This is a genomic window from Pseudomonas sp. A-1 (assembly GCF_004801855.1).
GTDB lineage: Bacteria > Pseudomonadota > Gammaproteobacteria > Pseudomonadales > Pseudomonadaceae > Geopseudomonas.
In genome coordinates, this window is sequence record NZ_SSTC01000001.1 from 1 (window position 1) to 25,332 (window position 25,332).

A 25,332-nucleotide genomic window follows, 5' to 3' on the forward strand; every position below is an offset into this window, starting at 1 on the left:
GGGGCGTCGAGGTCGCGCCACCAGGCCCGCAGGCGCCGGCGCTGGCGCCACAGCAGGGCGAGTCCGGCGAGCAGCAGGGCGACGAGCAGCCACCAGCCGGGCGCCGGCGGCCAGAACGGCGGCGGCGCCGGCAGCAGCGGTTCGGCCAGGCGGTCGAGGGGGCTCATGCCGGCTGCGCCTGCGGGTGTGGCAGCACCTGTTCGCGCAGCTGCTCGATCAGGTCGCGCTGGGTGGACAGCGGCAGCAGCAGCACGCCGAGCTTCTGCGCCAGGCGCTGCCAGCGCAGCTGGCGCGCCTCGCCGCGCTCGCGCCAGGCCTGGCGCAGCTCGGCGTCAGAGGTGTCCAGCTCGAGGCGCGCGTGCTCGTCGGTGAAGCGCAGCAGGCCGGCGGCCGGCAGGGCGTGGTCGAGCGGGTCGGACAGCGGCAGCAGGATCAGGTCGCAGTGGCGGGCGAGCAGGGCGAACTGCTGCTCGGCGCTGTCCACCAGGCTGCGCTCGTCGCAGATCGCCAGCACCAGGCTGCCCGGGCGCAGCACCTCGCGGGCGCGGCGCAGGGCCAGGCCGAGGCCGTCGCCGGCGCCGGGCTCGCTGTCGCGCGAGGACAGCTGCTGGTTGGCGCGCACCACCCGGCCGAGCAGCTGCAGCAGGCTCTGCTTGCTGCGCCGCGGGCGGATCTCGCTGCTGCCGGCGTCGTCGAACACCAGGCCGCCGATGCGGTCGTTGTGGGCCAGCGCGGCCCAGCCGAACAGCGCGGCGACCTGCGCGGCGAGCACCGACTTGAAGCACAGGCCGCTGCCGAAGAACAGCCGCGGGCTCTGCTCGACGAGGAGGAACACCGGGCGCTCGCGTTCCTCGTGGAACAGCTTGGTATGCGGCTCCTGGGTGCGCGCGGTGACCCGCCAGTCGATGTTGCGCACGTCGTCGCCGGCCTGGTAGACGCGCACCTGGTCGAAGTCGACACCGCGCCCGCGCAGCTTGGAGTGGTGCAGGCCGACCAGCGGGCTGCGCCGGCCGGGGCTGGAGAACAGCTGCACCTCGTCGAGGCGATGGCGCATCTCCAGCAGTTCGGCGAGGCTGACCATCACCCCCGGCGGCAGCATGTCGGCGTACATGGCCAGCGCCTCAGGCCACCGCGACCTGGTCGAGGATGCGCTGTACCACGCGGTCCTGGTCGACGCCGGCGGCTTCCGCCTCGAACGACAGGATGACGCGGTGGCGCAGCACGTCGAACAGCACCGCCTGGATGTCCTCGGGGCTGACGAAGTCGCGCCCGGCCAGCCAGGCGTGGGCGCGCGCGCAGCGGTCGAGGGCGATCGAGCCGCGCGGGCTGGAGCCCCAGGCGATCCACTCGGCCAGTTCGGCGTCGAAGCGCGCCGGGTGGCGGGTGGCCATGATCAGCTGCACCAGGTACTCCTCCACCGCGTCGGCCATGTACAGGCCGAGGATCTCGCGCTGGGCGGCGAAGATCGCCTCCTGGCTGACCAGCTGCTCGGGCTGCGCCTCGCCGCCGATGGCCTCGCCGCGCGCCTGCTGGAGGATCCGCCGCTCGACGCTGGCGTCCGGGTAGCCGATCTTCACGTGCATCAGGAAGCGGTCGAGCTGCGCCTCGGGCAGCGGGTAGGTGCCTTCCTGCTCGATGGGGTTCTGCGTGGCCATCACCAGGAACAGCCCGGGCAGCTCGTAGGTGCTGCGGCCGATGCTGACCTGGCGCTCGGCCATCGCCTCGAGCAGCGCCGACTGCACCTTGGCCGGGGCGCGGTTGATCTCATCGGCCAGCACCAGGTTGTGGAAGATCGGCCCGCGCTGGAACTCGAAGGTGGCGGTTTCCGGGCGGTAGATCTCGGTGCCGGTGATGTCCGCCGGCAGCAGGTCGGGGGTGAACTGGATGCGGTGGAACTCGGCCTCGAGGCCGGCGGCGAGGTCCTTGATCGCCTTGGTCTTGGCCAGCCCCGGCGCGCCCTCGACCAGCAGGTGGCCGTCGGCGAGCAGGGCGATCAGCAGGCGTTCGACCAGCCGCTCCTGGCCGAGGATCTGGCTGGAGAGGTACTGGCGCAGGGCGATCAGCGCATCACGATGGGGCATGTCCGGACTCGGCAGGGGGTTATCGGCGCAGGGCGCCGGCTCGGCCTCCACTTTAATCCATCTGCCCCCGCCTCGACCAACGCCGCGCGGTCGCCGGCCGAACGGGTGTGCCGGCGCCGGCAGCCCTGCTAACGTGTCAGAAGGCAGCGGCCGGTGGCGGCCAGCGGAGAACAGTCATGGGTTTGTTCAGTGCAGTGGACCGGGACGATTTCCATCGCCAGTTGCACGAGGTGCTGGCGCGCCAGGTCGAGGAGCGCGGGCTCGGCCAGGTGGACCTGTTCGCCCGCCAGTTCTTCGCTAGCGTGGCCCTCGACGAGCTGGCCGAGCGGCGCCTGGCCGACCTGGCCGGCGCCTGCCTGTCGGCCTGGCGCCTGCTCGAGCGCTTCGACCCGGGCGAGCCGCAGGTGGTGCTGTTCAGCCCCGACTACGAACGCCACGGCTGGCAGTCGCCGCACACCGTGCTGCAGATGCTGCATGCCGACATGCCGTTCCTGGTCGACTCGCTGCACATGGAGCTGCGCCGCCGCGGCCACGCGGTGCACAGCCTGCAGAACTGCGTGCTGAGCCTGCGCCGCGGCGCCGACGGCGAGCTGCTCGAGCTGCTGGAGGCCGGCGCCGAAGGGCCGGAGGTGCGCCGCGAGGCGCTGCTGTGCCTGGAGATCGACCGCTGCGCCAACGCCGGCGAGCAGCACATGCTGGCCAAGGCGCTGCACGAGGTGCTCGGCGACGTGCGCCTGGCGGTGGGCGACTTCGCGCCCATGCAGGCGCGCGTGCGCGCCCTGCTGGACAATCTCGAGCCGGCCTGCCTGGCCGCGCACGTCGAGGACTGCGCCGAGGTGGCCGCGTTCCTCGACTGGCTGCTGGACAACCACTTCACCTTCCTCGGCTACGAGGAGTTCACCGTCGAGGCGCAGGCCGACGGCAGCGGCCTGCTGGTCTACGTCGAGGATTCGCTGCTCGGCCTGTCGCGGCGCCTGCGCCCGGGCCTGCCGGCGGCGCAGCGCTGGGTGTCGGCGCAGGCCATGGCCTGGCTGCGTGCGCCCTGCCTGCTGTCGTTCGCCAAGGCCGACCAGCCGGCGCGGGTGCACCGCGCGGCCTACCCGGACTACGTGTCGCTGCGCCAGTTCAGCCCGGACGGCCAGGTGCTGCGCGAGTGCCGCTTCATCGGCCTGTACACCTCGCCGGTGTACGTCGAGAGCATGCGCCACATCCCCTGCGTGCGGCAGAAGGTGGCCGAGGTGATCCGCCGCGCCGGCTTCGCCCCCGGCGCTCACCTGGGCAAGAGCCTGGCACAGGTGCTCGAGGTGCTGCCGCGCGACGACCTGTTCCAGACCCCGGTGGAGGAGCTGACCGCCACCGCGGTGGCGATCGTGCAGATCCAGGAGCGCAAGCGCCTGCGCGTGTTCCTGCGCCGCGACCCCTACGGCCACTTCTGCTACTGCCTGGTCTACGTGCCGCGCGACATCTACTCCAGCGAGATCCTCCAGCGCATCGAGCGGGTGCTGCGCGAGCGGCTGGGCGCCAGCGACTGCGAGTTCTGGACCTGGTTCTCCGAGTCGGTGCTGGCGCGCGTGCAGTTCATCTTGCGCGTCGACCCGCAGCGCCCGGCGGCGATCGAGGCGCGCGTGCTGGAGCAGGAGGTGATCCAGGCCTGCCGCGGCTGGCAGGAGGAGTTCGCCAGCCTGCTGGTGGAGAGCCTCGGCGAGGCGCGCGCCACCGACCTGCTGGCCGCCGGCGGCTTCCCGGCCGGCTACCGCGAGCGCTTCGAGCCGCACGAGGCGGTGGTCGACCTGCGCCACCTGCTCGAACTGTCGCGCGAGCGGCCGCTGGTACTGAGGTTCTACCAGGCGCCGCTGGAGCGCGGCCGCAACCTGCACTGCAAGATCTACCACGCCGAGACGCCGCTGGCGCTGTCGGACATGCTGCCGATCCTCGAGAACCTCGGCCTGCGCGTGCTCGGCGAGTTCCCCTTCCGCCTGCGCCGCCACGACGGCAGCCAGTTCTGGATCCACGACTACAACTTCACCTACGCCGAGGGCATCGACGTCGACCTGGTGCAGCTCAACGACATCCTCCAGGACGCCTTCATCCACATCGTCCAGGGCGACGCCGAGAACGACGGCTTCAACCGCCTGGTGCTCGGCGCCGGGCTGCCCTGGCGCGAGGTGGCGGTGCTGCGCGCCTACGGCCGCTACCTCAAGCAGATCCGCCTGGGCTTCGACCTCGGCTACATCGCCGCCACCCTGAGCAACCACGCCGACATCGCCCGCGAGCTGATCCGCCTGTTCAAGACCCGCTTCTACCTGGCGCGCAAGCTGCCGGTCGAGGAGCTGGCGGACAAGCAGCAGCGTCTGGAACAGGCCATTCTCGGCGCGCTGGAGCAGGTCCAGGTGCTCAACGAGGACCGCATCCTGCGCCGCTACCTGGAGCTGATCCGCGCCACCCTGCGCAGCAACTTCTACCAGAGCGGCGCGGACGGCGCGGCCAAGGACTACCTGAGCTTCAAGCTCGACCCGCACCTGATCAGCGAGATGCCGCGGCCGGTGCCGCGCTACGAGATCTTCGTCTACTCGCCCAGGGTCGAGGGCGTGCACCTGCGCGGCGGCAAGGTGGCGCGCGGCGGCCTGCGCTGGTCGGACCGCGAGGAGGACTACCGCACCGAGGTGCTCGGCCTGGTCAAGGCGCAGCAGGTGAAGAATGCGGTGATCGTGCCGGTCGGCGCCAAGGGCGGCTTCGTGCCGCGGCGCCTGCCGCTCGGCGGCACGCGCGACGAGATCCAGGCCGAGGCGATCGCCTGCTACCGCATCTTCGTCAGCGGCCTGCTCGACCTGACCGACAACCTGGTGGAGGGCGCCGTGGTGCCGCCGCCGGGCGTGGTGCGCCATGACGAGGACGATCCCTACCTGGTGGTGGCCGCCGACAAGGGCACCGCGACCTTCTCCGACATCGCCAACGCGCTGTCCGCCGACTACGGCTTCTGGCTGGGCGACGCCTTCGCCTCCGGCGGCTCGGCCGGCTACGACCACAAGGGCATGGGCATCACCGCGCGCGGCGCCTGGGTCGGCGTGCAGCGCCACTTCCGCGAGCGCGGCATCGACGTGCAGCGCGATCCGATCACCGTGGTCGGCATCGGCGACATGGCCGGCGACGTGTTCGGCAACGGCCTGCTGCGCTCGGAGCAGCTGCTGCTGATCGGCGCCTTCAACCACCAGCACATCTTCCTCGACCCGAATCCCGATCCGGCGGCGAGCTTCGCCGAGCGCCAGCGCCTGTTCGCCCTGCCGCGCTCGAGCTGGGCCGACTACGACGCGGCGCTGATCTCGCCCGGCGGCGGGGTGTTCCCGCGCAGCGCCAAGAGCATCGCCATCAGCCCCGAGGTGCGCGCGCGCCTGGCGATCGACGCCGAGCAGCTCCCGCCCAACGAGCTGATCAGCGCGCTGCTGCGCGCGCCGGTCGACCTGTTGTGGAACGGCGGCATCGGCACCTACGTCAAGTCCAGCCACGAGAGCCACATGGACGTCGGCGACAAGGCCAACGACGCCCTGCGCGTCGACGGCCGCGAGCTGCGCTGCCAGGTGGTGGGCGAGGGCGGCAATCTCGGCATGACCCAGCTGGGGCGGGTCGAGTACTGCCTGCGCGGCGGCGCCTGCAACACCGACTTCATCGACAACGCCGGCGGGGTGACCTGCTCGGACCACGAGGTCAACATCAAGATCCTCCTCGGCGAGGTGGTGCGCGCCGGCGATCTGACCCTCAAGCAGCGCAACGAGCTGCTGCGCGAGATGACCGAGGCGGTGGCCGGCCTGGTGCTGGGCATCAGCTACCGCCAGGTGCAGGCGCTGTCGCTGGCCCAGCGCCACGCGCGCGGGCGCCTCGGCGAGTTCCGCCGGCTGATGCTCGACCTGGAGAGCCGCGGGCGCCTGGACCGCGCCTTGGAGTTCCTGCCCGGCGACGACGAGCTCAACGCGCGGGTCGCCCAGGGCCAGGCGCTGACCCGTCCGGAGCTGGCGCTGCTGCTGTCCTACAGCAAGTTCGACCTCAAGGAGGCGCTGCTGCACTCGCCGCTGGTGGACGATCCCTACCTGCGCGAGGAGCTCGACCACGCCTTCCCGCCGCAGCTGCTGGCACGCTTCCCGCAGGCCCTGGAGCACCACCGCCTGCGCCGCGAGATCATCAGCACGCGCATCGCCAACGACCTGGTCGACCACATGGGGGTGACCTTCGTCCAGCGCCTCAACGAGTCCACCGGCCTGTCGGCGGCGCACATCGCCGGCGGCTGGGTGGTGGTGCGCGACCTGTTCGACCTGCCGCACTGGTGGCAGCAGATCGAGGCGCTCGACCATCAGGTCGACGCCGAGCTGCAGCTGGCGCTGATGGAGGAGCTGATGCGCCTGGGCCGCCGCGCCACCCGCTGGCTGCTGCGCAACCGGCGCAGTGAGCTGGACATGGCGCGCGCCGTCGAGCACTTCGCGCCCTGCGTGAAGGCGCTGATCGACAACCTCGAGGAGCTGCTCGAGGGGCCGGCGCGCGCCGCCTGGCTGGCGCGCCGCGAGGAACTGGAAGGCGCCGGGGTGCCGGCCGGGCTGGCGCGCCGGCTGGCCAGCTGCGGCGACCTGTACACCCTGCTGCCGATCATCGAGGCCGCCGACGTCACCGGCCAGCCGCCGATGCGGGTGGCCGCCTGCTACTTCGCGGTGGGCGCCGAGCTGGAGCTGGGCTGGTACCTGCAGCAGCTCAACGCCCTGCCGGTGGAGAACAACTGGCAGGCGCTGGCCCGCGAGTCGCTGCGCGACGACCTCGACTGGCAGCAGCGGGCGATCACCATCGCCGTGCTGCAGATGCCCGAGGGGCCGGTGGAGATCGACAACCGCCTGACCCTGTGGCTGGCCCACCACCAGCCGCTGGTGGGGCGCTGGCGCCACCTGCTGGCCGAGCTGCGCGCCGCCAGTGGCAGCGACTACGCGGTGTACGCGGTGGCCAACCGCGAGCTGCAGGACCTGGCGCAGAGCGCCCAGGCGGGGGTGGGCATCCCGTAGGGCGAGAGTGGTTGAAATTGTGCACGGGCAGTGAGAGATTCTGCACGGATGAGGGTGGTGATGCGCAGGGCATCGGTGTCGAGGCGTCAGGGAGGGAAACGATGAAGAGTCCGGAAGAGTTGCTGCAGTTCGCCGAGCGTCTGGCGGCGGTCGAGGAAATCGAGTGCGTGACGCCGGACCTCAACGGCATCCCGCGCGGCAAGGTGATGACCGCCGAGGGCTTCCTCTCCGGGCGGCGCCTGCAGTTGGCCCGTGGCGTGCTGCTGCAGTGCCTGATGGGCGGCTATCCGCCGGCCAGCTTCTACGGCGGCGACGACGGCGACCTGGCGCTGCGCGCCGACCCGCAGCAGGTGCACATCCTGCCGTGGAGCGACACGCCGCGCGCGCTGGCGATCTGCGACGCGCTGGAAGTCGACGGCCGGCCCTGCGGGCTGTCCACCCGCGGCCTGCTGCGGCGGATCCTCGCCGAGTACGCGGCACTGGGCATCACCCCGGTGGTGGCCACCGAACTGGAGTTCTTCGTCTTCGCGCCCAACCCCGATCCGCGCGAGCCGTTCCTGCCGCCGGTGGGCCTGGACGGGCGCCGCGAGGTCGGCGCCTCGGCCTTCAGCGTCGCCTCGAGCAACGGCCTGCGGCCGTTCTTCGCCGAGGTCTACCGCTGCATGGCGGCGCTCGGCCTGCCGCGCGACACCTTCATGCACGAGATGGGCGTCAGCCAGTTCGAGATCAACTTCCCCCACGGCGACGCTTTGCGGATCGCCGACCAGACCTTCCTGTTCAAGCACCTGCTGCGCGAGGTGGCGCTCCGCCACGGGCTGATCGTGGTGTGCATGGCCAAGCCGCTGGGCGGCGTGCCGGGCAGCTCGATGCACATCCACCAGAGCCTGGTCGACGAGCGCGGGCGCAACCTGTTCAGCGATGCCGCCGGCGAGCCGACCGCGGCCTTCGCCCAGTTCATCGGCGGCCTGCAGGCGGGGCTGGCCGAACTGACCCTGCTGCTGGCGCCCAACGTCAACTCCTACCACCGCCTGGCGCACCCCTACGCCTCGCCGAACAACGCCTGCTGGGCCTACGACAACCGCGCCGCCGGCCTGCGCATCCCGGCCAGCGGCCCGGAGGCGCGGCGGGTGGAGAACCGCCTGCCGGGCGCCGACGCCAACCCCTACCTGGCGCTGGCCGCCAGCCTCGGCGCCGGCCTCTATGGCCTGCTGCGTGGCCTGCAGCCGTCGCTGCCGGCGCGCGGCGAGTTCCAGGTGCCCGATGCGCTGCGCCTGCCCACCAGCATGAACGAGGCGCTGCACCGCCTGCAGCGCAGCGGCCTGGCCCGCGAACTGTTCGGCGACGAGTTCATCGACGGCTACCTGGCCAGCAAGACCCTGGAGCTGGCCGATTTCCTCGCCGAGATCACGCCCTGGGAGCGCCGCGTGCTGGCGCCGCAGTTGTGAACCCCGGCGGCGGGACGGGGCGGCGCTGCTGCCGATCCCGCCCGCCGCCCGCCGGCGCGCCGGCCAACCCCCGGAGGATGCATGCCCCGCTCGATTTTCGCCTTCCCCTCGCTGTTCACCGCGACCCTGCTGATGCTGCTCGGCTCGGGCCTGCTGACCACCTACCTGGCCCTGCGCATGGCCGCCGAGGGCGCCGCCGGCCAGGCCGGCTGGCTGATGGCGGCGCACTATGCCGGCCTGGTGCTGGGCGGCAAGTTCGGTCACCTGATGATCAGCCGGGTCGGCCATGTGCGCGCCTATGTGGCGGCCGGCGGCATGGTCAGCGCCGCGGTGATCGCCCATGGCCTGCTGCCCTGGCTGGCCGCCTGGCTGCCGCTGCGCTTCCTGATCGGCCTGGGCATGATGACCCAGTTCATGGTGGTGGAAAGCTGGCTCAACGAGCAGGCCGAACCGCGCAAGCGCGGCCGGGTGTTCTCCATGTACATGACCGCCAGCTACCTCGGCCTGGTGCTCGGTCAGCTGGTGCTGGTGGTGCGCCCGGCGCTGGGCCTCGAGCCGCTGCTGCTGGTGGCGCTGTGCTTCTCGCTGTGCCTGGTGCCGGTGGCCACCACCCGGCGCATCCACCCGGCGCCGCTCAAGCCGGCGCCGCTGGAGCCGCGCTTCTTCCTCAAGCGGGTGCCGCAGTCGATGACCACGGTGGCCATGGCCGGCCTGGCGATCGGCGCCTTCTACGGCCTGGGGCCGGTCTACGCCGGCGCGCAGGGCCTGGAAACCCGCGAGGTCGGCCTGTTCATGACCACCTGCGTGCTCGCCGGGCTGGTGGTGCAGGCGCCGCTCGGCCGCCTGTCCGACCGCTTCGACCGCAGCCTGCTGATCCGTCTGATCGCCGTCGCCCTGGCGCTCAGCGTGCTGCCGCTGGGCCTGCTGCCGCGTCCGCCGCTGGCGCTGATGCTGGCGGTGGGCTTCGTGGTCAGCCTGCTGCTGTTCGCCCTCTATCCGCTGGCGGTGGCGCTGTCCAACGATCACGTCGAGCAGGAGCGCCGCGTCGCCCTGTCGGCCATGCTGCTGCTGGTGTTCGGTGTCGGCGCCTGCCTCGGCCCGCTGATCGCCGGCGAGCTGATGAGCCGTGGCGTGCCCCGGCTGCTCTACCTGTTCATCGGCGCCTGCGCGCTGGTGCTGGTCTGGCGGGTGCGACCGCAGGATGTGCATGGCCTGCACCGTGTCGAGGAGGCGCCGATCCAGCACGTCGCCGTGCCGGTGGCGATGGCCGGCTCGCCGCTGTCGGTGGCGCTCGACCCGCGCGTCGACGAGGCGGTGGTGCAGGAGCAGATGCAGGGCGGGGCCGCCGGCGCCGGCAGCCCGCCGGAGCAGGAGGATGCAGCCGCCGTGGATACGGCCGCCGGGGATGCCGCCACCGGGGAGTCGGCGGGCAAGGGGGATGACGGAATATCGACGCAGCGCGAGGCGGCTAGCTAGCGGCTCGCAGTCTCGGGGTGATGGGAAAACGCCACATAAAATTGACTGGCGTCAGTCTTTTGGCTTTACTGCGTGCAATTTTCCGGTGCCAGCACCGGCGGGGCGCTTCGTTTTCGTCCCCGTGGCCCCTTTCTGCCTCCCCAGCCGAGCAATCATGTGGCGTGAATCCCGAATCCTGCTGATCGACGACCTCCCCCAACGCCGCCATGATCTGGCGGTGATCTTCGACTTCCTCTGCGAGCCCTGCAGCGCTTGCACCAGCAGCGACTGGGCCGTCCAGCTCGAAGCGCAGCCGGATGTGCGTCTGTCCTGCGTGCTGCTCGGTCAGATCGACAGCAAGGGCGGCGCCCCGCGCCTGCTCAAGCAGCTCGGCGCCCGGGTGGATAACCTGCCGCTGCTGCTGTTCGGCGAGCAGAGCTGCGCCGACTGGCCGGAGGAGCTGCGCCGCCGCGTGCTGGCGCGTCTCGACATGCCGCCGAGCTACAACCAGCTGCTCGACGCCCTGCACCGCGCCCAGGTCTACCAGCAGGCCTTCGACGCCGCCCGCGAGCGCGGTCAGCAGCGCGAGTCCAACCTGTTCCGCAGCCTGGTCGGCACCAGCCGGGCGATCCAGCAGGTACGCCAGCAGATGCAGCAGGTCGCCGGCACCGAGGTCGGCGTGCTGCTGCTCGGCGAGCCCGGCAGCGGCAAGGAAGTGGTGGCGCGCAACCTGCACTACCATTCCAGCCGTCGCGAGTTTCCCTTCGTGCCGATCAGCTGCACGGCCATCGATCCGGAGCTGCTGGAAAGCGAGCTGTTCGGCTGCGAGGCCGGCGCGCTGCCCGGTGCCATCGGCAGCCGGCAGGGCCGCCTGGAACTGGCCGCCGGCGGCACCCTGTATATCGACGAGATCGCCGACCTGCCGGCCGAGCTGCAGGTGCGCCTGCTGCGCGTGCTGCAGGAGGGCAGCTTCAAGCGCACGGGCAGCGACCTGGCGCGGCCGGTCGACGTGCGGGTGATCGCCGCCACCCGTCACGACCTCGAGCAGCGGGTGGCCGATGGGCGGCTGCGCGACGATCTCTACTACCGGCTCAACCAGTTCTCCATCGAGCTGCCGCCGCTGCGCGAGCGGGTCGAGGACATCCCGCTGCTGATCAACGAACTGATCGCGCGCATGGAGCACGAGAAGCGCGGCTCGATCCGCTTCAGCTCGGCGGCGCTGATGTCGCTGTGCCGCCACGACTGGCGCGGCAACGTGCGCGAGCTGGCCAACCTGGTCGAGCGCCTGGCGATCATGCATCCCTACGGGGTGATCGGCGTCGCCGAGCTGCCGAAGAAGTTCCGCCACCTCGACGGCGAGGAAGGTCAGGCCGAGGAGGGCCCGCAGCGCGAGCCGGGCGGCGCCCTGCCGGGCATCGACGCCCCGGCGCTGCTGCCGATCGGTGGCCTGGACCTCAAGGACTATCTCAACAGCCTGGAGCGCTCGCTGATCCAGCAGGCGCTGGACGATGCCGGCGGGGTGGTGGCGCGCGCCGCCGAGCGCCTGCGCGTGCGCCGCACCACCCTGGTGGAGAAGATGCGCAAGTACGGCATGGGCCGGCGCGACGACGAGGAAGGGGGCGAGCTGTGAGCCCGCACATCGCGTCGCTGCGCGCGCAGCCGAGCGCCGTCGCGCCGGTACAGGTGATCGCGGTCGCCAGCGGCAAGGGCGGCGTCGGCAAGACCCAGGCGGCGATCAACCTGGCCTGGGCGCTGGCCGCCCGCGGCCGGCGGGTGCTGCTGCTCGACGCCAGCTTCGCCCTGCCCAACGTCGATGCGGCCCTGGCCCTGAATCCGCCGCGCACCCTCGCCGACGTGCTGGCCGGGCGCTGCCGCCTGGCCGATGCGCTGGTCGGCGGACCGGGCGGCATCCAGCTGATCGCCGGTTCGCCGGGCGAACCCCGCGAGCCGGACGCCCTGCAGCTGGGCGGGTTGATCCGCGCCTTCAGCGAGCTGCCGCGCGCGCCGGACGTGCTGCTGGTCGACTGTGCGCCGGGCATCGGCCGCGGCGTGACCACCCTGCTGCATGCCGCCAGCGAGGCGCTGCTGGTGGTCAACGATGAGCCGGCCGCCCGTGCCGATGTCCTGGCGCTGATCACCCGGCTGAACCGCGAGCACGGCATGAACCGTTTCCGCCTGCTGGCCAGCATGACCTTCGCCGCCCAGGAAGGGCCGGCCCTGCACCAGCAGCTGCTGCGTCTTACCGAGCCGCTGGGCGGGGTGTCGCTCGACTATGTCGGCGCCATTCCCTTCGACGACTCGCTGCGCCGGGCGGTGCAGCGCCAGCGTCCGCTGCTCGAGGTGTTCCCGCGCAGCCGTGCCGCCCAGGCCTACACGGCGCTGGCGGAAAAGATCGACGGCTGGCCGTTGCCGGCCAATCCGCGCGGCCATCTGGAGTTCTTCGTCGAGCGGCTGGTCGCGGCGCAGGGGCAGGGGCGTCAGCCCCGGCCTTGAAGTCGGGGCTGCGACAGCCGGTCGCATCTCCTCCTTAAGCCGGTCATAAGCTGTCGAAAATACGATCCACGGCCCTTCGGGGGCATATGTATAATGCCGCCCGACCTGGCCGGGACTAGTCCCGGCCGACGTTTTCGATCGCTCTGCCGACGGGTAGCCATGCAGTGACCAGTCCCTTCCTCGAAGCCGTTGCGCTCGCCTGCGAGCGGGACCTGCGCATGCTGTTCGAGCGGCTCGACTTCGCCCTGCATCCCGGCGAGATGCTGCAGATTTCCGGCCCCAACGGCAGCGGCAAGACCAGCCTGCTGCGCCTGCTGGCCGGGCTGATGCAGCCGACCGAGGGCGAGATCCGCCTGGCCGGCAAGCCGCTGAGCGAACAGCGCGGTGAGCTGACCCGCAACCTGCTGTGGATCGGCCATGCCGCCGGCATCAAGGGCCTGCTCAGCCCCGAGGAGAACCTCGCCTGGCTGTGCGCCCTGCACACCATGGAAACCCGCGACGCCATCTGGCAGGCGCTGCACGCGGTCGGCCTGCGCGGCTTCGAGGACGTGCCCTGCCATACCCTGTCCGCCGGCCAGCAGCGCCGCGTCGCCCTGGCCCGCCTGTACCTCGATCCGCCGCCGCTGTGGGTCCTCGACGAGCCCTTCACCGCCCTCGACAAGCACGCCGTGGCCCAGCTCGAGGAGCATCTGGCCCGCCACTGCGAGCAGGGCGGCATGGTGGTGCTGACCACCCACCACAGCCTGACCCGCAAGCCGGCCGGCTACCGCGAGCTGGACCTCGCCCGCGCAGGAAGCGTCGCCGATGAGTAACGTGTTCACCCAGCTGCTGGTGCGCGAGGCGCGCCTGCTGTGCCGCCGCCCGGCCGAGCTGCTCAACCCGCTGGTGTTCTTCGGCATCGTGGTGGCGCTGTTCCCGCTGGCCGTCGGACCGGAGAGCAAGCTGCTGGAAACCCTGTCGCCCGGCCTGGTGTGGGTCGCCGCGCTGCTCGCCGTGCTGCTGTCGCTGGACGGCCTGTTCCGCAGTGACTTCGAGGACGGCTCGCTGGAGCAGTGGGTCCTTTCGCCGCACCCGCTGCCCCTTCTGGTGCTGGCCAAGGTACTGGCACACTGGCTGTTTTCCGGCCTGGCGCTGGTCCTGCTGGCGCCGCTGCTGGCGCTGATGCTCGGCCTGCCGGCGCGCTGCCTGCCGGTGCTGCTGCTCTCCCTGCTGCTCGGCACGCCGATCCTCAGCCTGCTCGGCGCGGTCGGCGCGGCGCTGACCGTGGGTCTCAAGCGCGGCGGCCTGCTGCTGGCGCTGCTGATCCTGCCGCTGTACATCCCGGTGCTGATCCTCGGCAGCGGCGCCCTGCAGTCGGCCCTGCAGGGCCTGCCGTCGGCCGGCCACCTGCTGTGGCTGGCCAGCCTCACCGCCCTGGCGGTGACCCTGACCCCCTTCGCCATCGCCGCCGGCCTGAACATCAGTGTCGGCGAATAAGAAGTGAGCATCCTTCGATGAACTGGACGTGGTTTCACAAGCTCGGCTCGCCCAAATGGTTCTACGAGATCAGCGGCCGCTGGCTGCCCTGGCTGAGCGTGGCCGCGGCGCTGCTGCTCGCCGTCGGCACCGTGTGGGGGCTGGCCTTCGCGCCGCCGGACTACCAGCAGGGCAACAGCTTCCGGATCATCTACATCCACGTGCCGGCGGCGATCCTCGCCCAGTCCTGCTACATCATGCTGGCGGTGGCGGGGGTGGTCGGCCTGGTGTGGAAGATGAAGCTGGCCGACGTCGCCCTGCAGTGCGCCGCGCCGCTCGGCGCCTGGATGACCTTCATCGCCCTGGTCACCGGCGCGGTGTGGGGCAAGCCGACCTGGGGCGCCTGGTGGGTGTGGGACGCGCGCCTGACCTCGATGCTGATCCTGCTGTTCCTCTACTTCGGGGTGATCGCCCTCGGCCAGTCGATCAGCAACCGCGACAGTGCGGCCAAGGCCTGCGCCGTGCTGGCCATCGTCGGCGTGATCAACATCCCGATCATCAAGTACTCGGTGGAGTGGTGGAACACCCTGCACCAGCCGGCGACCTTCAAGATCACCGAGAAGCCGGCGATGCCGCCGGAGATGTGGGTGCCGCTGCTGATCATGGTCATCGGCTTCTACTGCTTCTTCGCCGTCAGCCTGCTGCTGCGCATGCGCCTCGAGGTGCTCAAGCGCGAGGCGCGGGCCAGCTGGGTCAAAGCCGAAGTGGAGCGCAGCCTGTGAGTTTCGAGTCCTTCGCCGATTTCCTCGCCATGGGCAAGCATGGCCTGTACGTATGGACTTCCTACGGCATCAGCCTGGCGGTCCTGGCCCTCAACGTCGCGCTGCCGATCCTGGCGCGCCGCCGTTACCTGCAAGACGAGGCGCGCCGTCTGCGCCGGGAGAGCAAGCAATGAATCCTGTCCGCAAGAAGCGCCTGTTCATCATCCTCGGCATCCTCGCCGGCGTCGGCGTGGCCGTCGGCCTGGCGCTCAGCGCCCTGCAGCAGAACATCAACCTGTTCTACACGCCGACGCAGATCGCCGCTGGCGAGGCGCCGCAGGACACCCGCATCCGCGCCGGCGGCATGGTCAAGGAGGGCTCGGTGAGCCGCTCGGCCGACTCGCTGGACGTGCAGTTCGTGGTCACCGACTATGCCAAGGACGTGACCATCCAGTACCGCGGCATCCTTCCCGACCTGTTCCGCGAGGGGCAGGGCATAGTCGCCCTCGGCCGCCTCAACGCGAGCGGCGTGCTGGTCGCCGACGAGGTGCTGGCCAAGCACGACGAGAACTACATGCCGCCCGAGGTGACCAAGGCGCTCAAGGACAGCGGCAAGCTGCCGGCCGGCATGCCGCCGGCGGCCATGGGTAGCGCGGAGGGCAAGCAATGATTCCCGAGCTCGGCCATCTGGCCATGATCCTCGCCCTGTGCCTGGCCGCGGTGCAGGCGACCCTGCCGATGATCGGCGCCTGGCGCGGCGACGCGCAGTGGATGAGCCTGGCCCGCCCGGCGGCCTGGGGCCAGTTCGCCTTCCTGCTGTTCTCCTTCCTGTGCCTGACCCAGGCGTTCCTGGTCGACGACTTCTCGGTGGCCTACGTGGCCAGCAACTCCAACAGCGCGCTGCCCTGGTTCTACAAGTTCAGCGCGGTGTGGGGCGCCCACGAGGGCTCGCTGCTGCTGTGGGCGCTGATCCTCGCCAGCTGGACCTTCGCCGTGTCGGTGTTCTCCCGCCAGCTGCCGGAGGTGATGCTGGCCCGCGTGCTCGGCGTGATGGGGATGATCAGCGTCGGCTTCCTGCTGTTCCTGATCGTCACCTCCAACCCCTTCGCGCGCCTGCTGCCCAACGCGCCGCGCGACGGTGGCGACCTCAACCCGCTGCTGCAGGACTTCGGCCTGATCGTCCACCCGCCGATGCTGTACATGGGCTACGTCGGATTCTCGGTGGTGTTCGCCTTCGCCATCGCCGCCCTGCTCGGCGGCCGCCTCGACGCCGCCTGGGCGCGCTGGTCGCGGCCGTGGACCATAGTCGCCTGGGCCTTCCTCAGCATCGGCATCGTGCTCGGCTCCTGGTGGGCCTACTACGAGCTGGGCTGGGGCGGCTGGTGGTTCTGGGACCCGGTGGAGAATGCCTCGTTCATGCCCTGGCTGGTCGGCACCGCGCTGCTGCACTCGCTGGCGGTGACCGAGAAGCGCGGCGTGTTCAAGAGCTGGACGGTGCTGCTGGCCATCGCCGCCTTCTCGCTGAGCCTGCTCGGCACCTTCCTGGTGCGCTCCGGCGTGCTGACCTCGGTGCACGCCTTCGCCGCCGATCCCGAGCGCGGCACCTTCATCCTGATCTTCCTGCTGTTCGTGGTCGGCAGCTCGCTGACCCTGTTCGCCCTGCGCGCGCCGGTGGTCAAGAGCGTCATCGGCTTCGGCCTGTGGTCGCGCGAGACCCTGCTGCTGGCCAACAACCTGATCCTGGTGGTGACCTGCGCCATGATCCTGCTCGGCACCCTCTATCCGCTGGTGCTCGACGCCCTGTCCGGCGCCAAGCTGTCGGTCGGCCCGCCGTACTTCAACGCGCTGTTCCTGCCGCTGATGGCCATCCTCATGGTCGCCCTGGGCGTCGGCGTGCTGGTGCGCTGGAAGGACACCCCGCTGGGCTGGCTGGGCGGCATGCTGCTGCCGGTGCTGGTCGCCAGCGGCGTGCTGGGCGTCGCTGCCGCCTTCCTGCTCGGCGACTTCCACTGGGCGGTGCTGGCCGCCTGCCTGCTGGCCGCCTGGGTGGTGCTCGCCGGGCTGCGCGACCTGCTCGACAAGACCCGCCACAAGGGGCTGGTCAAGGGCATCGCCGGCCTGTCGCGCAGCTACTGGGGCATGCAGCTGGCGCACTTCGGCATCGCGGTGACCGCCCTCGGCATCGTGCTGTCCAGCCAGTACAACGTCGAGCGTGACCTGCGCATGGCGCCCGGCGAGTCGGTGGAAGTCGGTGGCTACCGCTTCGCCTTCGACGGTACCCGTCACCACGAAGGCCCCAACTTCACCTCCGATCGCGGCACCGTGCGCGTGCTGGAGGATGGCGAGGAGATCGCCGTGCTGCATCCGGAGAAGCGTATCTACCAGGTGCGCGGCATGCCGATGACCGAGGCCGGCATCGATCCGGGCTTCACCCGCGACCTCTACGTCGCCCTCGGCGAGCCGCTGGAGAACGGCGCCTGGGCCGTGCGCCTGCACGTCAAGCCGTTCGTGCGCTGGATCTGGCTGGGCGGCCTGCTGATGGCCTGCGGCGGCCTGCTCGCCGCGCTCGACCGTCGCTACCGGGTCAAGGTGACCACCAAGGCCCGCGAGGCGCTGGGCATGACTGGAGTGCAAGCATGAAACGGGCAATCCTGCTGCTGCCGCTGCTCGGTTTCCTGGTGCTGGCCGGTTTCCTCTACAAGGGCCTGTTCCTCGATCCGCGCGACATCGGCACGACCATGATCGGCAAGCCGCTGCCCGGCTTCGCCCTGCCGTCGCTGGAAGACCCGGCGCGCACCGTCAGCTCCGGCGACCTCAAGGGGCCGGCGCTGGTCAACGTCTGGGCGACCTGGTGCCCGACCTGCCGCGCCGAGCACGCGATGCTCAACCAGCTGGCCGGGCAGGGCGTGGTGGTCTACGGCGTCAACTACAAGGACAACGGCGAGGCGGCGCGCAAGTGGCTCAACGATCTGGGCAATCCCTACCGCCTCAACGTCGAGGACCCGCAGGGCAGCCTGGGCATCAACCTCGGGGTCTACGGCGCGCCGGAAACCTTCCTGATCGACAAGGACGGCATCATCCGTCACAAGTACGTCGGCGCCATCGACGAGCGCGTCTGGCGCGAACAGCTGGCCCCGCTGTACCAGCAACTGGTGGACGCGCGCTGATGAAACGACTGCTCTCCGCAGCCCTGCTGGGCCTGACCCTGTCGCTGGGCGCCCAGGCGGCCATCGACACCTACGAGTTCAAGGACGAGGCGGCGCGCGAGCGCTACCGCACCCTCACCGAGGAGCTGCGCTGCCCGAAGTGCCAGAACCAGAACATCGCCGACTCCGACGCGCCGATCGCCATGGACCTGCGCCGCGAGATCCACCGCATGCTCGGCGAAGGCAAGAGCAACCAGGAGATCGTCGACTTCCTGGTGGCCCGCTACGGCGACTTCGTACGCTACAACCCGCCGGTCGATGCGCGTACCTGGCTGCTCTGGTACGGCCCGTGGCTGCTGCTCGGCGGCGGTCTCGGCGTGCTGGCGCTGATCGTCCTGCGTCGCCGCCGTCCCGCTGCATCCGGCCAGGGCGCCGACCTCTCCGCCGAGGAGCGCACGCGCCTCGACCAACTGCTGAAGAACGCTTCCGACAAGAGCAAGGCTGACCAATGACCGCTTTCTGGCTTGCTGCCGCGGTGCTGCTGCTGGCAGCGCTCGCCTTCCTGCTGATTCCGCTGCTGCGCGGCCGCCGCGCCCAGGCCGAGGAAGACCGCACCGCCCTCAACGTCGCCCTGTATCAGGAGCGCATCGCCGAGCTGGACGCCCAGCATGCCGCCGGCAGCCTGGATGCCGCCCAGCTGGAGGCCGGGCGCAGCGAGGCCGCCCGCGAGCTGCTGGACGACGCCGAGCAGGCCGAGGCGGCGCGTCGCCCGCTGGGCCGCTGGCTGCCGCTGACGCTGGCCGTGCTGGTGCCGGTCGCCGGCCTCGCCCTGTACCTGCACTGGGGCGCCAGCGATGCGCTGAAGCTGCGCGAACAACTGGCCGTGGCGCCGAAGAACATGGACGAGGTGATCGCGCGCCTCGAGGAAACCGTGCGCCTGCAGCCGGACCAGGCCGAGGCCTGGTACTTCCTCGGTCGCAGCTACATGGCCCAGCAGCGTCCCGGGGACGCCGCCCCGGCCTTCGCCCGCGCCGCCGAACTGGCCGGCCGCCAGCCGGAGCTGCTCGGCCAGTGGGCGCAGGCGCTGTACTTCGCCGAGGGGCAGAAGTTCACCGAGCAGGTGCGCAGCCTCGGCGAGGAGGCGCTCAGGCTCGATCCGCAGGAGGTCACCACCCTCGGCCTGCTCGGCATCGCCGCCTTCGAGGAGCAGCGCTATGGCGACGCCATGGGCTACTGGCAGCGTCTGGTGGCGGTGCTGGAGCCGAACGATCCGTCGCGCCAGGCCATCGAGGGCGGCATCGAGCGCGCCCGCGAGCAGCTGGTCGCCCGCGGCGAGAAGGTGCCCGAGGCGCCGGTCGCGCCGGCCGCGGTGGAGCTCAAGGTCCGGGTCAGCCTGGCCCCGGAACTGGCCGGCAAGGTGCAGCCGGACGACACGCTGTTCGTCTTCGCCCGTGCCGCCTCCGGTCCGCCGATGCCGCTGGCCGCCAAGCGCCTGAAGGTCTCCGACCTGCCGGTGGAGGTCAGCCTCTCCGATGCCGATGCGATGATGCCGCAGCTCAAGCTGTCCAACTTCGCCGAGATCCAGCTGGTGGCGCGCATCTCCCGTGCCGGCAGCCCGATGCAGGGCGAGTGGATCGGCCAGAGCGGCGTGCTCAAGACCCTCGAGGCGGGCGAGCAGGCGCTGGTGATCGACAAGGCGGAGCAGCCCTGACCGCCACGGCCGCTCCCCTCGGCGGAGCGGCCAGGCTCCCTGCGGCCGTCCTGGCCGGCTCGCGGCACTGCAACCAGTGGTCGGACCCGTTGTCTGAAGGATGACCCGGCTGCGACTGTCGCGCCGGGCGTCGACCAATGTCCGAGCAGGCCCGCGCCTGCCGTGGAGGCTAGCAAATGAGGCGTTGTGCCGTGGGGATCCTGATGGCCCTGATCCTGCCGCTGACGGCCTGCACCGTCGTCGAGGGGGATTACGGCTACGACGACTATCCCCGCTATGGCGACTATCCCCGCCATGGCGGCTACTACCCGCCGCCCCGCGATGGCCGCTGGCGCTGGGACGACGACCTGCGCGTCTATGTGAGCACGGGCTATCCGCGCACCTACTACCATGACCACACCTACTACCGCTGGAACGACAACCACTGGTCGTCGGGACGGCAGTTCAACGGCCCGTGGCGGGTGATCGAGCATCGCCATGTCCCGCCGCGGCTGGGGCAGCGCTACCATTCGCAGCCGCGCTACGACAATCGCCACTACGACAACCGCCGCCACGACGACCGTGGTGACGGCCAGTGGGAGCGCCGCGACCAGGGCCGCTACTACGGCCCCGGCACGCCGCAGCGCGAATGGCGCAACCCGAGCGAGGGCGAGCAGCGCCTGCGCGCATGGCAACAGGAGCAGGAGCGGGAGCGGGACTGGCGCCGCCAGCGCGAACTGCAACAGCAGCAGCGTCAGTGGCAGCAGCAGCGTCTGGACGTCCGCCAGGAGCGCCAGTGGCCGCAGCAGCGCATCGAGACGCGCCCGCAGCGGCAGTGGCAGTCGCAGCGCCCCGAGCGCCAGCAGGAGCACCAGTGGCAGCAGCGTCCGCAGCGTCAGTGGCAGCAACGCGAACAGCATCGCCAGCAGCAGGTGGGCGAGCAGCGCTCGCAGCGCCATGAGCGGCGCATGGCTTCGCCGTCCTCCTCGTCGCCGGATGACGCGGGCGGTCAGCGCATGGGGCCGGCGCGTCAGCGCGACGGCGGCCGTCAGTGGCAGGAGCGGGGCGAGAGTCGCGGCGAACGCTGAGGCGCTCCGGCGGTGGAACGGGCGCGGCGGCCTGCGGGCCCCGCGCCCTTCTTGTGCGGGCGGCGCCGGGGCTCAGTCCGCACGAGGGAACAGCGGGTGACCGCAGCGGCAGCAGAAGCTGGCGCCAGCCTCGTGGCTGGGCTTGCCGCAGGTCGGGCATGGCCGCTGCAGGCCGCCCTCGCCGCTGCGCATGGCGTTGGCCAGTTCGGCGGTGAAGATGCCGGTCGGCACGGCGATGATCGAATAGCCGGTGATCATGATCAGGCTGGCCAGGCCCTGGCCGAGCGGCGTCTTCGGCGTGATGTCGCCGAAGCCGACGGTGGTCAGGGTCACCACCGCCCAGTAGATGCTGGTGGGGATGCTGCTGAAGCCGTGGGCCGGCCCCTCGATCACGTACATCAGGGTGCCGAACACGATGACCAGGGTGCTGACGGTGAGCAGGAACACGATGATCTTCTGCCGGCTGCCCCGCAGCGCCACCAGCAGGAAATTCGCCTGGCTGAGGTAGGGCGTCAGCTTGAGCACGCGGAACACCCGCAGCATGCGCAGCACGCGGACGATGATCAGGAACTGGGCGTCGGCGAAGACGAGGGCGAGGATGCCGGGCAGCACGGCGAGCAGGTCGATCAGCCCGTAGAAGCTGAAGGCGTAGCGCAGCGGCCGGGGCGAGCAGTACAGACGGGCCAGGTACTCGACGGCGAACAGGGCGGTGAAGCTCCATTCCAGCATGCCGAGCAGGGCGCCGTGCTCGCGGCCGACCGACTCCACGCTGTCCAGCATCACCACCACCAGGCTGGCGAGGATGGCCAGCAGCAGGAACTCGTCGAAACGCCTCCCGGCCGGGGTGTCGACCTGGAAGATGATCACGTACAGGCGGTGGCGCCAGCCGGACGGCGGGTGAGGGGACATGGGCTGCTCCTTGGTCTGTCGCCAGATTAGCAGCGTCCCCTGCGCCCTGTCCGCGTGCCGTGGCGCACACATCCGCGCGAGGTCGGTGGCGCTCCGTCCGCGCCCCTCCTGAGCCGCCCGGCCCCTGTGCTAGACTGCCGCGCCGCGCAACCCCGGTCAGACGCCCGCCCATGATTCCGCCGTCCGCCCCTCTTCGTCGCCCGTCTGGCCGCCGTGCCCGGAGCCTCCCGCCATGCGCCTGAAGTGCATCCGCCTGGCCGGCTTCAAGTCCTTCGTCGACCCGACCACGGTCAGCTTTCCCAGCAACATGGCCGCGGTGGTCGGTCCCAACGGCTGCGGCAAGTCCAACATCATCGACGCCGTGCGCTGGGTGATGGGCGAGAGCTCGGCGAAGAACCTGCGCGGCGAGTCGATGACCGACGTCATCTTCAACGGCTCCAACACCCGCAAGCCGGTGGGGCAGGCGTCCATCGAGCTGGTGTTCGACAACGGCGACGGCAGCCTGGGCGGCGAGTACGCGAGCTGGAGCGAGATATCCATCCGCCGCCGGGTGACCCGCGAAGGGCAGAACACCTATTTCCTCAACGGCACCAAGTGCCGTCGGCGCGACATCACCGACATCTTCCTCGGCACCGGCCTGGGGCCGCGCAGCTACTCGATCATCGAGCAGGGGATGATCTCCAAGCTGATCGAGGCGCGCCCGGAGGATCTGCGCAACTTCATCGAGGAGGCGGCGGGCATCTCCAAGTACAAGGAGCGCCGCCGCGAGACCGAGAGTCGCATCCGCCGCACCCAGGAGAATCTCGAGCGCCTGGCCGACCTGCGCCAGGAGCTGGAGCGCCAGCTCGAGCGCCTGCAGCGCCAGGCCCAGTCCGCCGAGAAGTACCAGCAGTACAAGGCCGAGGAGCGCCAGCTCAAGGCCGAGCTGGCCGCCCTGCGCTGGCTGGCGCTGGACGAGCAGGCGCGGGCGCGGCAGAGCGTGATCGGCGACCAGGAAGTGGCCATGGAGGCGCTGGTCGCCGAGCAGCGCAACGCCGACGCCAGCATCGAGCGCCTGCGCGACGGTCACCACGAGCTGGCGGAAACCTTCAACCAGGTGCAGGCGCGCTTCTACTCGGTGGGCGGCGACATCGCGCGCATCGAGCAGAGCATCCAGCACGGCCAGCAGCGCCTGCGCCAGCTGCAGGACGACCTGCGCGAGGCCGAGCGTGCCCGCGCGGAAACCGAGGCGCACCTGGGCAACGACCGCGACCTGCTGGCCAGCCTGGCCGAGGAGCTGGCGATGCTCGAGCCCGAGCAGGAGCTGGCCCGGGCCGCCGCCGAGGAGGGCGCTTGCGCGCTGGAGGAGGCGGAGGCCGCCATGCACGCCTGGCAGGAGCAGTGGGACGCCTTCAACCAGCGCAGCGCCGAGCCGCGCCGCCAGGCCGAGGTGCAGCAGGCGCGCATCCAGCAGCTGGAGCAGAGCCTGGAGCGCCTGGTCGAGCGCCAGCGCCGTCTCGAGGACGAGCGCCGCCAGCTGGCCGGCGATCCCGCCGATGCGCGCATGGAGGAGCTGGCCGAGCAGCTGGCGGCCGGTGAGCTGGAGCTGGAGGAGCTGCAGGCCGGCGACGAACAACTGGCCGAGCGCCTGCAGCAGCTGCGCGACGAGCTGCAGCAGGCCGGGCGCGAGCAGCAGCAGGCGCAGGGCGAGCTGCAGCGCCTCAACGGCCGCCTCGCCTCGCTGGAGGCGTTGCAGCAGGCCGCGCTGGACCCGGGCGCGGGCGCCGCCGCCTGGCTGCGCGAGCAGAACCTGCAGGGTCGGCCGCGCCTGGCCGAAGGCCTGCGCGTCGAGCCCGGCTGGGAGCTGGCGGTGGAGACCGTGCTCGGCGCCGACCTGCAGGCGGTGCTGCTCGACGACTTCGCCGGTCTGGCGCTGGACGAATTCGAGCAGGGCGAACTGCGCCTGGCCTGCGCCGCGGCCGGCGGAGCGCTGCCCGGCAGCCTGCTGGACAAGGTGCAGGCACCGCTCGACCTTTCCCCCTGGCTGGGCCGGGTGCGCCCGGTCGAGTCGCTGGGGGCCGCGCTGGCGGCCCGCGACGGGCTGGCCGAGGGCGACAGCCTGATCAGCCGCGACGGCTACTGGGTCGGCCGGCACTTCCTGCGGGTGCGCCGTGGCGGCGAGACGGACGGTGGCCTGCTGGCCCGCGGCCAGGAGCTGGAGCGCCTGGCCGGCGAGAGCGCGGAGCGCGAGGCCGCCCTGGCCCTGCTGGAGGAGCGCCTGCTCGAGCTGCGCGAGCGGCAGCAGACGCAGGAGCAGGCCCGCGAGCAGCAGCGCCGGCGCATCCAGGACGAAGGCCGCCGCCAGGGCGAGCTGCGCGCCCAGCTGTCGGCGCTGCAGGCGCGCCACGAGCAGTTGGCCCTGCGCCGCCGGCGGCTGGAAGAGGAACTGGCCGAGCTGGCCGAGCAGCGCGCCCTGGAAGTGGAGCAGCTCGGCGAGTCGCGCCTGTACCTGCAGGACGCCCTGGACGCCATGGCCAGCGACACCGAGCAGCGCGAACAGCTGCTGTCCGCCCGCGATGCCCTGCGCGAGGGGCTCGACCGCATGCGTCAGGAGGCGCGCCGGCACAAGGACCATGCCCACCAGCTGGCGGTGCGGTTCGGCGCGCTGCGCGCCCAGCACGACTCCACCCGCCAGGCCCTGGAGCGTCTCGAGCTGCAGGCGGCGCGCCTGTTCGAGCGCTGCGAGCAGCTCGCTCTCAACCTGGAGGAGGGCGACGAGCCGCTGCAGGAATTGCGCATGCAGCTGGAGGGGCTGCTCGAGCGGCGCATGGCGGTGGACGAGGAAATGCGTCTGGCGCGCCTGGCCCTCGACGACGCCGACCGCGAGCTGCGCGAGGCCGAGAAGCGTCGCGGCAGCGCCGAGCAGCAGGCCCAGCTGCTGCGCAGCCAGCTCGAGCAGCAGCGCCTCGACTGGCAGACCCTCAGCGTGCGCCGCAAGGCGCTGGAGGACCAGCTGGCCGAAGACCGGCACGAGCTGTCGACCCTGCTGGCCGAACTGCCCGAGGCCGCCGCCGAGCGCGAGTGGGAGAGTCGGCTTGAGCAACTGGCCGCGCGTATCCAGCGCCTGGGGCCGATCAACCTGGCTGCCATCGAGGAATACCAGCAGCAGTCCGAGCGCAAGCGCTATCTGGATGCGCAGAACGACGACCTGGTCGAGGCGCTGGACACCCTGGAAAACGTCATCCGCAAGATCGACAAGGAAACCCGCAACCGCTTCAAGGAAACCTTCGAGCAGATCAACGCTGGCCTGCAGGCGCTGTTCCCCAAGGTGTTCGGCGGCGGTCAGGCCTATCTGGAACTTACCGGCGAGGATCTGCTCGATACAGGGGTGGCGATCATGGCGCGCCCGCCGGGCAAGAAGAACAGCACCATCCATCTGCTGTCCGGCGGCGAGAAGGCGCTGACCGCACTGGCCCTGGTATTCGCGATCTTCCAGCTCAATCCGGCGCCGTTCTGCATGCTCGACGAGGTGGATGCGCCGCTGGACGACGCCAACGTTGGCCGTTATGCGCGGCTCGTCAAGGAAATGTCGGAAAAGGTGCAGTTCATCTATATCACCCATAACAAGATCGCCATGGAAATGGCGGATCAATTGATGGGCGTGACCATGCACGAGCCGGGTTGTTCGCGTCTGGTGGCGGTAAATGTCGAGGAGGCCGTCGCATTGGCTGAAGCCTGACAGGAGCAACGGTGTATAGTTTGTGTCGACATGTTAATTTATGGGCTATTACAAG

Annotated in this window: 20 protein-coding genes; 16 read left to right on the plus strand and 4 right to left on the minus strand. The window is 70.9% G+C overall.

Annotation, left to right across the window (positions count from 1 at the left end):
* From E5198_RS00005 to E5198_RS00015, 3 genes are all read right to left on the minus strand, one after another.
* The coding region (locus tag E5198_RS00005) for a DUF4381 family protein (protein ID WP_136487965.1) at positions 1–167 on the minus strand (167 nt) is incomplete at its 3' end.
* Complete coding sequence (locus E5198_RS00010) at positions 164–1,111, minus strand: DUF58 domain-containing protein (protein ID WP_136487966.1); 948 nt, start codon at positions 1,109–1,111, stop codon at positions 164–166. The genes E5198_RS00005 and E5198_RS00010, both read right to left, overlap by 4 nt.
* 10 nt (positions 1,112–1,121) lie before the next feature.
* Positions 1,122–2,081, minus strand: coding sequence for a MoxR family ATPase (locus E5198_RS00015; RefSeq protein WP_136487967.1), 960 nt, complete (start codon positions 2,079–2,081; stop codon positions 1,122–1,124).
* A gap of 176 nt (positions 2,082–2,257) precedes the next feature.
* On the opposite strand from E5198_RS00015, the gene E5198_RS00020 reads away from it, so the two are divergent.
* The 15 genes from E5198_RS00020 to E5198_RS00090 all read left to right on the plus strand — a co-directional run bounded on the left by E5198_RS00020 (position 2,258) and on the right by E5198_RS00090 (position 20,650).
* Positions 2,258–7,117 carry an NAD-glutamate dehydrogenase gene (locus E5198_RS00020; RefSeq protein WP_136487968.1) on the plus strand — a complete coding sequence of 1,620 codons (4,860 nt, stop codon included), beginning with the start codon at positions 2,258–2,260 and terminating at the stop codon, positions 7,115–7,117.
* 101 nt (positions 7,118–7,218) lie between these two features.
* Positions 7,219–8,562 (plus strand): glutamine synthetase family protein, encoded by a 1,344-nt coding sequence (locus tag E5198_RS00025; protein WP_136487969.1) that lies wholly within the window; start codon positions 7,219–7,221, stop codon positions 8,560–8,562.
* Positions 8,563–8,643: 81 nt separating this feature from the next.
* Positions 8,644–10,038: an MFS transporter gene (locus E5198_RS00030; RefSeq protein WP_136487970.1), complete on the plus strand. Its 1,395-nt coding sequence runs from the start codon at positions 8,644–8,646 to the stop codon at positions 10,036–10,038.
* Positions 10,039–10,192: 154 nt separating this feature from the next.
* Complete coding sequence (locus E5198_RS00035; protein ID WP_136487971.1) at positions 10,193–11,647, plus strand: sigma-54 dependent transcriptional regulator; 1,455 nt, start codon at positions 10,193–10,195, stop codon at positions 11,645–11,647.
* Complete coding sequence (locus E5198_RS00040; protein WP_236574771.1) at positions 11,644–12,510, plus strand: P-loop NTPase; 867 nt, start codon at positions 11,644–11,646, stop codon at positions 12,508–12,510. The genes E5198_RS00035 and E5198_RS00040 overlap by 4 nt, the downstream gene beginning before the upstream one ends.
* Before the next feature lie 218 nt (positions 12,511–12,728).
* Positions 12,729–13,322, plus strand: a complete 594-nt coding sequence (gene ccmA, locus E5198_RS00045) for a cytochrome c biogenesis heme-transporting ATPase CcmA (RefSeq protein WP_372239852.1) — start codon at positions 12,729–12,731, stop codon at positions 13,320–13,322.
* Entirely contained in the window at positions 13,315–13,986 is a 672-nt protein-coding gene (gene ccmB / locus E5198_RS00050; protein ID WP_136487973.1) for a heme exporter protein CcmB, read from the plus strand. The genes ccmA and ccmB overlap by 8 nt, the downstream gene beginning before the upstream one ends.
* A gap of 17 nt (positions 13,987–14,003) precedes the next feature.
* On the plus strand, positions 14,004–14,747 hold the full coding sequence (locus E5198_RS00055; protein ID WP_136487974.1) for a heme ABC transporter permease: 744 nt from the start codon (positions 14,004–14,006) through the stop codon (positions 14,745–14,747).
* On the plus strand, positions 14,744–14,920 hold the full coding sequence (ccmD, locus tag E5198_RS00060; protein ID WP_090347346.1) for a heme exporter protein CcmD: 177 nt from the start codon (positions 14,744–14,746) through the stop codon (positions 14,918–14,920). Before E5198_RS00055 ends, ccmD begins: the two co-directional genes overlap by 4 nt.
* Complete coding sequence (ccmE, locus tag E5198_RS00065) at positions 14,917–15,396, plus strand: cytochrome c maturation protein CcmE (protein ID WP_136487975.1); 480 nt, start codon at positions 14,917–14,919, stop codon at positions 15,394–15,396. Before ccmD ends, ccmE begins: the two co-directional genes overlap by 4 nt.
* The gene (locus E5198_RS00070; RefSeq protein WP_136487976.1) at positions 15,393–17,366 is read left to right on the plus strand and encodes a heme lyase CcmF/NrfE family subunit; all 1,974 of its coding nucleotides are present in this window, start codon (positions 15,393–15,395) and stop codon (positions 17,364–17,366) included. Before ccmE ends, E5198_RS00070 begins: the two co-directional genes overlap by 4 nt.
* On the plus strand, positions 17,363–17,893 hold the full coding sequence (locus tag E5198_RS00075) for a DsbE family thiol:disulfide interchange protein (protein ID WP_136487977.1): 531 nt from the start codon (positions 17,363–17,365) through the stop codon (positions 17,891–17,893). The genes E5198_RS00070 and E5198_RS00075 overlap by 4 nt, the downstream gene beginning before the upstream one ends.
* Positions 17,893–18,384, plus strand: a complete 492-nt coding sequence (locus E5198_RS00080) for a cytochrome c-type biogenesis protein (protein WP_136487978.1) — start codon at positions 17,893–17,895, stop codon at positions 18,382–18,384. The genes E5198_RS00075 and E5198_RS00080 overlap by 1 nt, the downstream gene beginning before the upstream one ends.
* Positions 18,381–19,583, plus strand: a complete 1,203-nt coding sequence (gene ccmI, locus E5198_RS00085) for a c-type cytochrome biogenesis protein CcmI (protein ID WP_136487979.1) — start codon at positions 18,381–18,383, stop codon at positions 19,581–19,583. The genes E5198_RS00080 and ccmI overlap by 4 nt, the downstream gene beginning before the upstream one ends.
* A gap of 191 nt (positions 19,584–19,774) precedes the next feature.
* The gene (locus E5198_RS00090) at positions 19,775–20,650 is read left to right on the plus strand and encodes a hypothetical protein (RefSeq protein WP_136487980.1); all 876 of its coding nucleotides are present in this window, start codon (positions 19,775–19,777) and stop codon (positions 20,648–20,650) included.
* 72 nt (positions 20,651–20,722) lie between these two features.
* On the opposite strand, the gene E5198_RS00095 is transcribed toward E5198_RS00090, so the two are convergent.
* Positions 20,723–21,559, minus strand: a complete 837-nt coding sequence (locus tag E5198_RS00095) for an ion transporter (RefSeq protein WP_136487981.1) — start codon at positions 21,557–21,559, stop codon at positions 20,723–20,725.
* 232 nt (positions 21,560–21,791) lie between these two features.
* On the opposite strand from E5198_RS00095, the gene smc reads away from it, so the two are divergent.
* Complete coding sequence (gene smc / locus E5198_RS00100; RefSeq protein ID WP_136487982.1) at positions 21,792–25,277, plus strand: chromosome segregation protein SMC; 3,486 nt, start codon at positions 21,792–21,794, stop codon at positions 25,275–25,277.
* Positions 25,278–25,332 lie beyond the last annotated feature (55 nt).